The following is a 13,636-nucleotide window of genomic DNA, read 5'->3' as shown; positions in this document are numbered from 1 at the left end:
GGCATCGGTTGGAATCTTGACAACGTCTTCTTTCTCTTCAATAGTCAATATGACTTCCGCGTACATGCCGGCCTGTGCCCTGGGTTCGTTACGCGGAATATCCAATTTTATTCTCATAGTTCGACTGGCCGGATCTACTACGGGACTGATTTCACCCACTGCTGCAGGTATAACATACCCGGGCCAGGCCTGAAGGTAGATATCCGATGAAAGCCCAATTTGGACGCGGGATATGTAACGCTCCGGAATGGCTGTCAAAACTTGTAAACGACTCAAGTCGCCAATTGTGGCAATCGATATTTGTGGGGTTACAGCATCTCCTTGATTGAGAGGAAGTGAAGTTATCGTTCCGGATACCCTGGCCTTTACGGGGCTAAGAGCGTAGGTAAGCCCCGGCTGTGACGGATCCACTTCGGCAATCACCTGGTTGATCCGAACATAATCACCCAACTCAACATACAGGCGAGCTAGAATGCCCTTGACATCTGCATACGTATCAACCGAGCTGAAAGATACAATTTCGCCGTTGGTTTGGAAGAGATTGGCGATTGGACCTCTTACCGCTTCGGCAACTATAACAGCGGTAGTCACTTCTTCTTCCACAGCAGTAGTCACTTCTTCTTCTTCGGTTTTTTGAGATCTTGACATTTTGGATTTTTGAAACCCTGGTGCATATTCAATAAGAGCCAGAACCCCGACGGCTATCAGTATTGCTACAAGAACCAGTATAATAATGATAAATACTTTTTTCATTTTTCCTCCTCATGGTATTCTCCGCCCACAGCGCTATTTGCTATCAAGTAACTCATCTATGGGAGTGTTAAGTTCGTACTCCAGGTTGAGCAGTTCGGCTATGTACTCGTACCTCGAATATAGCAACTGCTGCGAGGCCTCCAAATACTTCTGCTGACTTGTATCCACATCCAATATCTCGCGTGCCCCAACATTGTACGCTCTTTCCGTAAGTTCAAAATTCCTTCGGGCCAATTCAACATTTGAAGCACTTGCATCAATCGTTTTACGCGCGGTTTCAAGCCTGTTTACCAGATTTGTAATCTCAATAGCGGCGGATTCAAGTGCCATCTGCTTAGCTAGAACCAGTTTATCAATTGCATCCTGACTTCTCCTAATTTGAATGTTGCTGCTTGAACCGGGAATAAGGCCGTCAAAACGCCAGCCAAGGGTTATCTGTAATTTTCCTGCATCAGCCCAATTAGACCATTGTTCAATGGGACTTGGTGGATAAGAATTGTTTCTGTTGGCATTCGATCCGGAGATTCCATAAGTATAGTCCAAAGTAAGAGCTGGTAAGTTATAATTCTGCCTCAGTACTTCTTTCTTGAGCTTCAGTGATTCAATTTGTTTCTCCAGGGAGCGAATATCGAAACGTCTGGATATGGATTTACCAATCAGATTCTCGGCGTCGAATTGATAAACCTCGGCGTCGAGACTTCCATCCAGATTGATTTCCGTATTTCTGTCGACACCGATGAGAAATTTGAAAAACAACATCAGCCTCTCATGCTCGGTAATCGTGGAGTTATAGGTAGGTTGCAGTCCTGCGAGGGTTACTTCGGCGGACAAGACATCAAGCTCCTGCACCAATCCGTGCTCAAAATTATTCCTGGCTTGCTCGAGACGCTTTTCAGCAAGCTCCATGTTGTTCTTCTGAATTTGGATATTTTCCCGATTGGATAACAGAAGATAAAACTGCTTGCGGACATCTCTTTCCAGCTTTTTTTTAGCATCCTCATAGCTAATCAAACCTGCGTCATAGTCAACTATTCTGGCTTTGATTTCATGAATGATGGCCGTGTTCAAGAGCAGAGTCAGTTTAATTCCAGTCGAAAACCCAAAGGCACCCGGATCCGTAATCTTTTTCACATCTCCGTCGCCAAAATCGATAATTCCCGCATTCGATTGAATTCCCCCGGATAGACTCATGGACGGAAGAAATGAATTCCAACTGTTGTCCTTTGATCGACTGTAGCTGCGCACATCGATACTGGATTGTTTGAGGGCTAGATTTTGGGCGATCAACATTTCAACGGCCTTATCAACAGTCAAAGTGAGCGATTCACCTCCAAGCGCTATGGTTAATGCAGTCAAAATTATAACAATTAAAAATAAACTTTTCATCGTAAGCTTACTCCCTTACTTCCAGAAGCAAATATTCCCGCCAACACAACTATCTATCACTGACATAACTTATGGTTTTACTTTAATTTACTGAGTTTTTAAGCGAAAAAACTTGCTTGATCGCCACGAAACAGACATAGCTTAAAAAAAAACTATCAGGAGAGTCAAGCCAATGCACTACGAGCTTCCTCAAATTCCTGCCAGGCAGCGATGATTGCTCCATGCGGAAGCAAGCCATCTTCCCCACCGCGTCAATGCCACTTGGCAAACGATAGATGTCACTTGGTAAACGATAGATTCAGCGGGTCAAAAAAGCCCCAGCGTGGATTGTTTTCATAACATTTTACTGCTAGGCCGTGATTTGCTTCATTTCATCCGGCTCATTACTGCCGGTTTCCGGTAGTATGCCGAGCTCAATTATTTGAGGTCGGACGCCATTTTCAATAACATCCTTATTTACAATTACTCTCTTACGGCCTCGTATGGAAGGTAAATCGAACATGACATCAATCATCGCTGCTTCCACTATTGATTTGATACCGCGCGCTCCGGTTTTTTGCTTAAGAGCCTTGGCCGCGACGGCGCAGATGGCCTCATCCTGAAATTCCAAATCCACCCCATCCATTTCCATCGAAACGGTGTACTGTCGTATAATCGAATTTTTTGGTTCGATAACCACTCTGACAAGTTCTTCTTCAGATAGATTGTCCAAGCCAACAAGGATGGGGAAGCGACCGATAAATTCAGGGATTAGACCAAATCTCACCAAGTCATCTGGATGTAACTTGGTGTAGAGTTCGGATAGATTTCTATCGTTGGCCTTTCGAATTTCCGCGCCAAATCCTATCGGGTGTTCCGTCACTCTCGCTTCTATGATTTTATCAAGGCCCACAAAGGCGCCGCCGCAGATTACAAGAATGTTGGAAGTGTCTATTTTCAGCACCTCTTGATTGGGATGTTTTCGACCACCCTGAGGAGGGACGGAAGCAACCGAGCCTTCGATAATCTTCAATAAGGCCTGCTGCACACCTTCACCGGAGACATCCCTAGTGATGGAGACGTTTTCTCCCTTACGACCAATCTTATCAATCTCATCAATATAGATTATTCCGCGCTCTGCCGCCGCGATGTTGTTACCGGCTGTCTGAATCAGCTTAAGCAGTATGTTTTCGACATCCTCACCAACATAGCCGGCTTCGGTTAAGGTTGTGGCATCGGCAATCGCAAAGGGAACCTTCAACTTCTGTGCGAGTGTCTTGGCCAGGAGTGTTTTACCCGATCCGGTTGGGCCCATAAGCAGAACATTGGATTTCTCCAAGTCTACCTCGTTCTCATTAATCTTCCCCTTGTGAGTTATTCTCTTGTAATGATTGTAAACTGCAACAGCCAAGGTTTTCTTTGCCAGTTCCTGACCAATAACATACTCATCCAGGTATGCCTTGATTTCCTTCGGAACGGGAAGATCTTCGGCAAATTCGGCTGTTATGCTTTCGTTCTCTTCGGCGAGAATTCTATTGCACACGAGTACGCACTCATCGCAGATGTAAACCCCGGGGCCTGCAATTAATCTCTTTGTCAACTCAGAGGATTTACCGCAAAACGAGCAAGTTTTGATTTCTTTACTCTTAGTTCCCGCCACTTTCGTCTCTCGTGAGAATCTTATCCACTATCCCATATTCGACTGCTTCCTCGGAAGACATGAAGAAATCTCTCTCCAGGTCTGTCGCTATGGACTCCTTGTCTTTGCCTGTATCCTCCGCAAGGTAGCTGATTACCAGCTTCTTCAATCTTACGATTTCACGCGCCTGAATTCCAATATCCACAGCCTGCCCCTGAACGCCTCCCCAGGGTTGATGAATCAGTATTCTGGAAGAAGGAAGAGCCATCCGCTTCCCTCGTGCACCGCCAGCCAGCAAAATCGCTCCCATCGAGGCAGCCTGACCCATGCAAATAGTTTGCACTTCCGCATTGATATGACGCATGGTATCGTAAATGGCTAACCCCGAAGTTACAGAGCCACCGGGACTATTGATATAAAAGTTGATATCCTTCTCGGGATCTTGAGATTCCAGATATAACAACTGAGCGACAACATGATCAGCATCGATATCTCGAATTTCACCCCCAAGAAAAATGATGCGCTCCTGCAGCAATTTCGACCATATATCATAGCGGGTTTCTCCAACACCGGTTTTTTCTATTATGAAGGGGTTATATGCACCTACAATTTCCATAAGTTCTCTCCAAAAACAAACATCGGCGTTTGCCACTGTGCTTAGTGCCTCCGCTTTGGTCGGCATTCCGTTTCACTTTCGCGCGTGGGGCCATTCAATAGCTCACAGGCGGCCCTGCTCACTCACCCATCAATTCAGCATACTCTATGGTTTGGCTTCTCTTCTCAATGGAGTTTCTTAACAGGAAGTCAAAAAGCTGTTCCTGGAGAAGTTCACTCCTAAGATAATCTCTGAATTGTTTTCCGCCAAACCTTTTTTCCATTTCTTCTGTATCGAGGCCCTGCTGCTTGCCACGTCTTGCAAGTTCCGCATCAACCTCCTTATCGCTTACCACAATCTTCTCATTCTCGGCGAGTCTGCCGTAGATAAGGCGCGTTTTAATCGATTTGATTGCATCTTTGCGCCACTTATTCAAGATGCCTTCCTTGCTCTGATTAGCGTTCTTCAACGCCTCGATCAGAACTTCCTCCGTTACACCCGACTGAAGGACATAATCCTGCCAGGTGTGTTTTAAATCGTTCTCTATCATCGAATGCGGCAAAATTATTCTCGTGCCTTCCAGCAGCTTGTCCGTTATCTTGTTAATTTTCCTGACACGAATCTTTAACTCAGCACGGTGTTCTAGATCTTCTCGAAGCTTCTTCTTCAAATCATCCAAAGAATTCAACTCTTCTGAGATATCACGGGCCAATTCGTCATCCAGTTTAGGGAATTCCCTCACTTTTACAGCGACTACTGATACTTCGACGGAAACTGCATCCCTGCTCCCCTCAAGCACCCGCATATCTCCAACCCTCATCCCTTCAATCTGATCATCAAGCCCATAAGGGTGTCCTTTCCCCAGGGTGAACACAAAGCCCTTTCGTCGGCTTTGTTCCAAAGCACGGCCCTCGTAGTCCAGTTCCACATAATTCGTTGTAACCACGCTGCCTCGAGCGGCAATGCCGTCTTCTTTATCCATCACAATGGAATTCTGCATTCGAATATTCTCAAGTTCCCGCGCAACATCCTTCTGCGAAATTTCTGCCCGAAGTTTCTCTACCTCAATACCACGGTATTCAGCCATGTCAATATCCGGAAAGACATCGAAGGTGACAGAGAAGGTAAATGGCCTGCCCAGTTCCAACTTGGACATCTTTTCAAGCAATGGTTTGGAAATTGGATTCGCATCCTCGTTCTCAAGTGCCTCTCGGAGAGCCGCATCAAGCAGCTTCCCAGTCACCTCCTCTTTCAGTTCCTCACCCATTTTTCGAACGAGTACATTCCTTGGAATCTTTCCCTTTCGAAAACCAGGAATCTGCGCCTCTTTCAAATACTTCTCCAGCAACTCATAATACGCCTTATCGACACCACCAGGGTCAATTCGTACAGTCAGCTTCATTGCCGAATCTTCCAGGCGCTCGAATTGCTTATCCTCAACCATATTAACCTCACGGAAAATGCTAAAAATCCCTAAAAAAAGCAGGCCGTTGTCACAAAGTCTTACCCTGCAATGAGCAGACACCCTTCTGCTCCCTATTGCGAGAGAAGGGACTTGAACCCTTATGCCTGAAGCACCGGCTCCTAAAACCGGCGTGTCTACCAATTCCACCACTCTCGCGATTATCAAAACAGACATCATTCGTCATTCAAATGAGCCGTAAAGGGATCGAACCTTTGACCCGCAGATTAAGAGTCTGCTGCTCTACCAGCTGAGCTAACGGCCCCCATTGCAACATATCCAATTACTCGTCAAATGTCCAGTAACGGACAAATTCGCCTATCTCCAGTTGTTTGCTTTCTGGTACTTCAGAAGAGTGGCACACAAGATGTTGTACATATTTTTTGACCGCTTGGACGGCGGGATTATAGCCTCACGTGTTTCCAGATTATTTGCCCTTCAGTGTTCGTCAACCAAGCCATCTTGAATCCTCTAAAACAGTCTTACTCACGCGAGGCTGGCTGATTAGGCGACAGACTCACCGTGTTCACACATCTGAGGCTGGACACCGAGATCGGACACCATCTCAGGCTTCCAGGCGTCAAATTTCACCGTCTCCAGGCCATCCTTCCGCATCCCGCGAATCCCCTGGCAGCTCTCTCAAAAAACAGAGAAAAGGCCCAGCTCCGCAGTAGCTTTCTCAACAGGTGAAGAATTTTCACTTTCGCGCCCTGGAGGACTCGAACCTCCGACCTACGGGTTCGAAGCCCGGTACTCTATCCAACTGAGCTAAGGGCGCATGGGGTGGATGACGGGATTTGAACCCGCGACAACCAGAACCACAATCTGACGCTCTACCACTGAACTACATCCACCAGATGACACTTTTCTATTCCTTTACGGAGGTGCATGTCAATACGAATGGAGATTATACTGGTTGACCGGGTTGCGTGTGCATAGGAATACTTGTAAGAATAAATCCTGGTTCTGGATGGCGAACTCAGTTGCTTCTGGGGATATCCGATGCCGGAATCGGAAACAACGAACCTAATCGATCACTAGATTTGCAGGCCAATCAAAGAGTTGGACGGCGGACATGAATTGGGGGCAGGGTGGGGCATGGAAGGTTATTCGTCTGTCGCTGATTGGATGGGTGAAGCAGAGAAGATGCGATCGCAGCAGTAGGCTGTCGATACCAGTTTCACGAAACCAGATACGATTTCGCGGATTGTCGCCGTGGGCAGCATCGCCAATTATAGGATGGCCAGCGCGTGCTAGATGGCGTCTAATCTGATGGAACCGGCCCGATCCTGTCGTACATTCCAGCAAGCTATAGCGGCTTGTTGGAAAAATGCCATCAGACCAGGGCGCCTCACTCGTAGCCAGAACACGATAACGTGTTTGAGCTTTGCGCAAGGGTTTATCAGGAGTCTTTCTAAGTGGTCGATCGAATAAACCAGAACCGGACAGCCAACCACGAACGATACAAAGATAGCGTTTGTCCATGCATCCGCGAGTTCGAAAGGCGGCGCTCAATTTTGATGCCGCCTCAGTATGTTTTGCCATCAGAAGTATGCCACTTACCGGACGATCCAAGCGGTGCACGGGGTATAAGCGTTCTCTCAGACGCTCCTCCAAAAGGGATTGTACACTGAGTTCACCGCGAGAAAGTCTGGTGGAGTGGACATGTATATCCCTTGGTTTATCAACTACCAGGATTGCTCCATCCTCATAAATGATGGGAATTGTGATATCTGAAGGCGTTTGTTTCACAACCTTTTGACGGCGCTAATGATGAAGATTTCAGTTTTCCAGTCCACCAGCTTATCGCATAGGGTGGGCTTCAGAAGCGCTGCGGTTTCAATCCATTCTTTACTTCCCATCAGCAGCGACATCTCATATCCGTAGGAACCCTTCTTCGCAACGGAAAACCATGAATCCAGAAGCGAGGCGCTCAGCAGGCGTTTTTCGCGGACAGTCTGGGTTTCTATATTCAGTTCTGCCCAATCCGTATCGGAAAAAAAACTGACAAGCGCTTCCTGTTCTCCTCTCACAGTGAGCTTGGAGACTAGTTGGGTTTCAGTTTCCCGAAATCGTTTTTCGATATCCCTGTTCCAATCGATATTGGTAAGGAGGCGGGAGAGCGAGGTTCCGGAACCCCTGTGAGGCTCCGCCATGAGCAACCTGCCGTCCGAACTCGCCAACTCATATGCGCCAGCAATGAGCTTATGCGGGCGAGAAGGATTATACTGGATGGAGAGTCCCTGGGCCGAAAGCCAGTTTCTGGCGCAAATCATATCGAATCGCCTGCCATTTCTGATTAGTTCGGCTTTTGCAGACTCGATATCCCCCAAGATTAATTCGGGTACCTCGACAGGAGACAGCCCTCCCGCCATCCAGCGTAGCGCATCATAAACAGAGGCACTGGGACATAGCGCGGCAACTCCTCCCTCGGGAACCCGCCGGGAAGCCTCCCATATAAGCGTGCCGCTAGAATCACTTGCAACAAGAACTCTTTCATGCCTCTTTGATCGCCACTTCTCGAAAAGGAGCCTGCGAATCTGCAGTGCCAATGGTTCTGCCGTAAATTCCGCACGCCGCAGCCAGGAATCCCTCTGTTTGTCAACCGGCGTGTAGGTGAGAATTTCATCCTTACTCTCCTCTTCCTCGGCCAGAACCGTGGCTATCTGAATTTCCCGCCGTGTCAACACAGCCTTGCGCACTTCACCCTCGTAGCCCAATTCTCCTGGAGCGTAAAAAATTCGCCCCGCAAGCTTTCGGGGCAGATACTGTTGCGCCGTCCAGTGCTCACGCCAGGCATGCGGGTACTTGTAACCCTCGCCATGTCCAAAAGCATGCTTATCCCTGTTGGCATCCCTAAGGTGGCTTGGAACTTCCCCCCAATCCTGTTCATCCAGGGATTTAAGCGCATCAAAATATCCCAACGTGGAATTGGACTTGGGGCAGGTGGCTAAATAAAGAGCAGCCTGCGTAAGATGAAACTGCCCCTCGGGCAAACCAACTCTATCAAAGGTTTCAGCGGCGTCTAATACAACGCCGAGGGCCTCGGGCGCTGCCAATCCCACGTCTTCCGAAGCACTGATTAGCATTCTCCGAAAGATATATTTAGGGTCCTCACCCGCTCGAATCATAAGTGCCATCCAATAAAGAGCCGCATCCGGATCTGAACCCCGAATCGATTTGATGAAGGCGCTGATAGTATCAAAATGATAATCGCCTTCCTTGTCATACAGAACAACCTTGCGCTGAATACTCTCCTCGGCCGCCATCATGGAAATCTCGATTAGGGAATCTTCTTCCGGCGGAAAAGGGCTAGACGAAGTTTCAATCGCCAATTCAAGAGCATTGAGCAAACTACGCGCATCACCCGAACTCACATTTATCAAATGCTCGAGCGAATCCGCTTCGAACTCAATCCTCCAGCGCCCATAGCCACGATCCACATCCCTAATCGCCCGCTCCGCGATAAGCCTAAGTGCCTTTTTCTCCAACCTTGTAAGCTGAAATATCCTGCTTCGGCTCACAAGAGCCTTGTTCACCTCAAAGTAGGGATTCTCCGTGGTGGCTCCAATTAAAATTATCAGCCCATTTTCCACCCAGGGTAAAAGAGCATCTTGCTGGGATTTATTCCAACGATGAACTTCATCGACAAACAAAATCGTGCGTCGCCTCTGTAAATTCCACAGTTCCCTGGCCCGCTCAATCTCTCTACGTATATCCGCCACACCCGCAAGAACCGCGTTCAAGCTAACAAAGTTCCCCTTTGTAGTTCCCGCAATCACACGGGCTAAGGTAGTCTTGCCAGTTCCCGGAGGTCCGAAAAAAATCAAACTTGAAAGCCCATCGGCAACAATGGCTCGACGCAGAAGGCGGCCCGGTCCCACTATATGATTCTGACCTATAAATTCATCGAGATTACGCGGTCGCATCCTGGCGGCAAGTGGCTCAATCTCCGCATCCGCGGATTGTTCAAAAAGTTCCACTGCCAGCCTTGCTACAGCAATTTGCGGAGTTCCGCCTTGCCCCGGTCCAAAATTTCTGAGTATTGGCTGTCAAGTTCCGCTAATTTTTCGCTTAAAACTTTTCTGAATTCTGGATCCTGCTCTACTGTCAGGCTGACAGTTTGTCCTATTTGCTGCCGAAGCTGTTCCTCTTTTTGCCGAAGCCTTCCATCCCACTGAGCTCGGAGCTGGGACTCTAGATTTCGAATAGTATCAAGATATTGTCGAAACACTTCCCCATACCTGTTCATCAGGTACTCAAGATTCCTGGCCGCGCCCGCATCCTTTGCCATGCGTTTCAATCCCCTGCCAATTAAATCGAGCCGTTCCAAATCCTCTTCGGAACGGGGCAAAATGATATTCGCCAGCAAGTTTGCACTCAGCCCTTTCTTGAACCATCCCCGCTCCTCGCCCGAAAGCGTCTTAATCTCCCTTCCCACAGCGTCATCATCTCCATCCGACAAAAATCTACCAGCCGATGTTTTCCCCCTGCGAACAAATTTTTCTTCGCTGACAGCCTTCCTGTCAACCTTCACATCAGCGCTTCGTTCGAGCGCCACCTCCAAGGCCGATCTAATTTTGCTCATATCGATAACTCCAGCTCCATATATTACCAGCATAGTCAACGCTTACCTATCTGGATGTTGAATAAAACGAAGATCGGTTTGCACCCCATCCAGAAGCTCATCTTTGCTGCCTCTCGGCACTTTTTCCATAAGTTGTTCATCGTAAGCATAACCGATGAAAAGGGTTTTTACCACGTCAGATTCGTTTCCACTTGTTCGAGACTTGCGAATGAAGCGATCAAAATATCCACCCCCCCTGCCGAGGCGTCCACCTTCTTTGTCAAAGAGAAGTCCGGGTGTCAGTACTAGGCTCAGCTCTTTCCCGGGCTCCCATACTGCGGCTCTCTCCGCCGCAGGTTCACGAATCCCAAATAACCCTTCCACAAAAGGGCCGTCACACGAAAGAATGCGAAAAAAAACCATGCTTCCAGCGAACGTTCTTGGGATAAATACCTTTTTGTTCTCATTCAGCGCCAACTGAATCGCAGGCGCACAGTCGAGCTCCGAATCCAAGGCCATATACGCAAGCAGGTAGTCACAAGTCGCCCAGATATGTGAGCATCGCAGCGAGTTGGCAGCATCCAGCGCTGCCCGTTCCCGTCGTTTCGAACCCAGCTTCGAGAGCATATACCGCGCCTGTGCCCGCGCGGCCCGCTTAATTTCCTGAAGCTCATCGACAGACATAACAAGTGATTTACAGCATTTTACCACCACAAAGTCAATTCAAGTTCAACCTCGAGCCGCAGGGCCACATTGCTCTACCCAGACAAGCACTCCATTTGGTGTAGAACATTGAGAGTCTGGATTCAATTGCTTCTCCGCTTATACCTATGCTAATCTGGAATAATGAGAGAAGCAGCTAAAAACCTCGTCTTAAATCTTGTTCTCCTGATGCTTGGATCCCTCCTCTTCGCTCTTGGTTTTCCCAATTTCATCGCGGACTGGGGATTGGCGCCCTTTGCATGGATAAGCCTGATTCCAACTGCAATACTTATTCGTCGCATACCTTGGTGGGCCAGTCCTCTCTGGGGAGCCGTTTATGGTTATGCCACCTATAGCCTTTTCAACTATTGGCTGGCCACATTCAACCCCGTTAGTTTCATACTGGTTCCGTCGATTTATGCTGGCTGGTTTTTCATCGTCTTCCCTCTCCTGAAAATTGTCGATCTCGCCTTTAAGCGCTACGCCTATCTGGCTCAAACGCTTGTTTGGGCCGCCTTCGAAATTATCAGATCCAAGGGTTTCCTCGGCTACACCTACGGTACACTCGGATACAGCCAGTACGGATGGCGCTCACTGATTGCAATTGCAGACATTTTTGGTGTCATGGGGGTAAGCATGCTGGTAATCTTTCCCTCGTTTCTAATCGCCGCGTACCTGCTGGAATCGAAGCTTGTACCTGGCGATTCTGAATTAGGAGATACCCGCCGCTGGAATATGCCAAGCAAACGCTTTCTTGTTTCCGCAGGCATCTGGGCCATATCTATTCTGGCGGCCAATATTTATGGTGTCGCCAGCAAAGTGAACTACAGCGAAAGCAAAAAATGGCGACCAGCCCTTATTCAGCACAACGTCAATACTTGGCTAACCGGAATCGACGCCTGGCGACAATCCCTAAAATCGCTGATTGAGGAGAGTGAAGATGCGCTCGGGAAAAACCCCGATGCATTGATCTGGTCGGAAACTTCTTTCGTGCCGTCCATTGAATGGAATCTAAAACACAGGCGTGACAGGAACAAAGTGGCATTGATAAACTCCCTGATGGATTTCCTGGAAAACGTAGATGTCCCTGTGATTATTGGAAATAACGATTCCGTGTCGGAAGGCAACAAAAAGTTGGATTACAACGCTGTACTTCTTATGGATGGCCAGGAAATTATCGGCAAATATAGGAAAATCCATCTTGTGCCATTTAGCGAGCACTTCCCATACTCAAAGCAATTCCCGCGCCTCATGGAGTATATTCAGACGCAGGGTACACCGCTATACAACAAGGGAACCGAATTTACAACTTTTAACCTGGATAGGTGGGGAGGGCCGAAAGTTAGCTCATTGATTTGCTTCGAGGATACATTTGGCTACCTTGCCAGAAATTTTGTTCGTGAGGGCGCGGAAGTTCTGGTAAATGTTACCAACGACTCATGGAGTACTGCCGTCGCTTGCGCGATACAGCACCAGAGCATAGCTATCTTCAGATCCGTGGAGAATCGGCGCAGTATGGTGAGGGCAACTACCTCCGGGATAACCTCTGTGATAGATCCAAATGGACAGATCATCGAACGTCTTGATCCCTTTGAACAGGATAATCTAATTGCCGAAGTTCCAGTTTACACCGGACGCAATACCATATACTCGCGCTTTGGAGATTGGTTTGAGAAGTTAATTATGATTCTTGTTCTGCCTACACTGATTGCCGCATCGATACTGATAGCAACAAGGAAACATCGTTGATTGACTACGAAGGCATCGAGCGAGTTTTAGACATATTTGATGAAATAAACAAAGTACCACGACCCACGGGATATCACGATCACATTCACCCCTGGTTAATGAATTGGGGCAAGCAACACGGCTTGAGAGTTCGTAGCGACATCGCGCACAACATATTGATGGAGGTGCCGGCAACAAGTGACTTTGAGAACTCCCCAACCATTATCTTGCAGGGACATATGGATATGGTTTGTGAAAAACGCCCTGATGCCCGACACGATTTTCGAAAAGATCCAATTCTCTCCTGGCGTGATGGCGATTGGCTTAGAGCGAAAAACACAAGTCTCGGCGCGGATAATGGCATCGCTCTTGCGATATTCTTTGAACTCGTGGAAGACACGGAGGCACGGCACCCTGCGCTTGAGATACTGATAACCTCCGATGAGGAATCCGGTTTGATTGGGGCACAAAAGCTGGAGAATAACTTCCTGAGTGGCAAAGTGCTTTTGAATTTGGATTCCGAAACTGAGAGCGTGTTTACAATTGGCTGCGCCGGTGGAATGGATATCAATCTGGAGTTCCCCATAAAGCGCGAAGCAGTTCCCGAGGAATACGCGATACGCAAACTTCTGATAGGTGGTTTGGAAGGAGGTCACTCGGGCATCGAAATCAATGTTGGCAAGGCGAATGCCAATGTTCTGCTGGTTAGGGCGATTCGTGAAATCAATCTTGCTGTACCGGAACTGCGAGTTGGTGAGTTAAATGGCGGGTTAGCGCACAATGCAATTCCACGGGAAGCCAGCGTGATTTTGGCAGGGCCAAAAT

General features: G+C 48.0%; 11 protein-coding genes and 4 tRNA genes. 2 read left to right on the top strand and 13 right to left on the bottom strand.

All coding sequences use genetic code 11. From position 1 onward, the window contains the following. The 13 genes from S1OALGB6SA_RS01460 to S1OALGB6SA_RS01400 all read right to left on the bottom strand — a co-directional run. Window positions 1-753, bottom strand: a 753-nt coding sequence (locus S1OALGB6SA_RS01460) for an efflux RND transporter periplasmic adaptor subunit (RefSeq protein ID WP_124032314.1), incomplete at its 3' end; no start/stop codon positions are given. Window positions 754-786: 33 nt separating this feature from the next. Next, window positions 787-2,139 (bottom strand): TolC family protein, encoded by a 1,353-nt coding sequence (locus S1OALGB6SA_RS01455; RefSeq protein ID WP_124032313.1) that lies wholly within the window; start codon window positions 2,137-2,139, stop codon window positions 787-789. 349 nt (window positions 2,140-2,488) lie between these two features. Continuing rightward, window positions 2,489-3,778 (bottom strand): ATP-dependent Clp protease ATP-binding subunit ClpX, encoded by a 1,290-nt coding sequence (gene clpX, locus S1OALGB6SA_RS01450; protein WP_124032312.1) that lies wholly within the window; start codon window positions 3,776-3,778, stop codon window positions 2,489-2,491. Next, window positions 3,765-4,373, bottom strand: coding sequence for an ATP-dependent Clp protease proteolytic subunit (locus S1OALGB6SA_RS01445; RefSeq protein ID WP_124032315.1), 609 nt, complete (start codon window positions 4,371-4,373; stop codon window positions 3,765-3,767). The genes clpX and S1OALGB6SA_RS01445 overlap by 14 nt, the downstream gene beginning before the upstream one ends. Window positions 4,374-4,491: 118 nt before the next feature. Further along, entirely contained in the window at window positions 4,492-5,796 is a 1,305-nt protein-coding gene (tig, locus tag S1OALGB6SA_RS01440) for a trigger factor (RefSeq protein WP_124032311.1), read from the bottom strand. A 96-nt stretch (window positions 5,797-5,892) separates the two neighbouring features. Continuing rightward, window positions 5,893-5,973: transfer RNA gene (locus S1OALGB6SA_RS01435), tRNA-Leu, on the bottom strand. A 33-nt stretch (window positions 5,974-6,006) separates the two neighbouring features. Then, window positions 6,007-6,079 (bottom strand) — tRNA-Lys (locus tag S1OALGB6SA_RS01430). A gap of 439 nt (window positions 6,080-6,518) precedes the next feature. After that, window positions 6,519-6,592, bottom strand: a tRNA-Arg gene (locus S1OALGB6SA_RS01425). A 1-nt stretch (window position 6,593) separates the two neighbouring features. Then, window positions 6,594-6,668 (bottom strand) — tRNA-His (locus tag S1OALGB6SA_RS01420). A gap of 172 nt (window positions 6,669-6,840) precedes the next feature. Continuing rightward, window positions 6,841-7,566 carry a pseudouridine synthase gene (locus S1OALGB6SA_RS01415; RefSeq protein WP_124032310.1) on the bottom strand — a complete coding sequence of 242 codons (726 nt, stop codon included), beginning with the start codon at window positions 7,564-7,566 and terminating at the stop codon, window positions 6,841-6,843. After that, window positions 7,563-9,797 carry an AAA family ATPase gene (locus S1OALGB6SA_RS01410; RefSeq protein WP_124032309.1) on the bottom strand — a complete coding sequence of 745 codons (2,235 nt, stop codon included), beginning with the start codon at window positions 9,795-9,797 and terminating at the stop codon, window positions 7,563-7,565. Before S1OALGB6SA_RS01410 ends, S1OALGB6SA_RS01415 begins: the two co-directional genes overlap by 4 nt. An 11-nt stretch (window positions 9,798-9,808) precedes the next feature. Further along, window positions 9,809-10,402 (bottom strand): DUF6657 family protein, encoded by a 594-nt coding sequence (locus tag S1OALGB6SA_RS01405; RefSeq protein ID WP_124032308.1) that lies wholly within the window; start codon window positions 10,400-10,402, stop codon window positions 9,809-9,811. Between the two features lie 42 nt (window positions 10,403-10,444). Further along, window positions 10,445-11,065, bottom strand: a complete 621-nt coding sequence (locus tag S1OALGB6SA_RS01400) for a 5-formyltetrahydrofolate cyclo-ligase (RefSeq protein WP_124032307.1) — start codon at window positions 11,063-11,065, stop codon at window positions 10,445-10,447. 162 nt (window positions 11,066-11,227) lie between these two features. Between S1OALGB6SA_RS01400 and lnt the strand changes: the two genes are divergently transcribed. Together lnt and S1OALGB6SA_RS01390 are read left to right on the top strand one after the other, a co-directional pair. Next, window positions 11,228-12,832, top strand: coding sequence for an apolipoprotein N-acyltransferase (gene lnt, locus S1OALGB6SA_RS01395; RefSeq protein WP_124032306.1), 1,605 nt, complete (start codon window positions 11,228-11,230; stop codon window positions 12,830-12,832). Beyond that, window positions 12,829-13,636: peptidase dimerization domain-containing protein (locus S1OALGB6SA_RS01390; RefSeq protein WP_148083997.1), on the top strand; the 808-nt coding region annotated here is incomplete at its 3' end. The genes lnt and S1OALGB6SA_RS01390, both read left to right, overlap by 4 nt.

Source organism: Olavius algarvensis spirochete endosymbiont, assembly GCA_900608495.1.
Classification (GTDB): domain Bacteria; phylum Spirochaetota; class Spirochaetia; order DSM-2461; family DSM-2461; genus UBA2779.
Note: the sequence above shows the minus strand (reverse complement) of the source record. Positions and strands in the feature narration are given on the sequence as shown.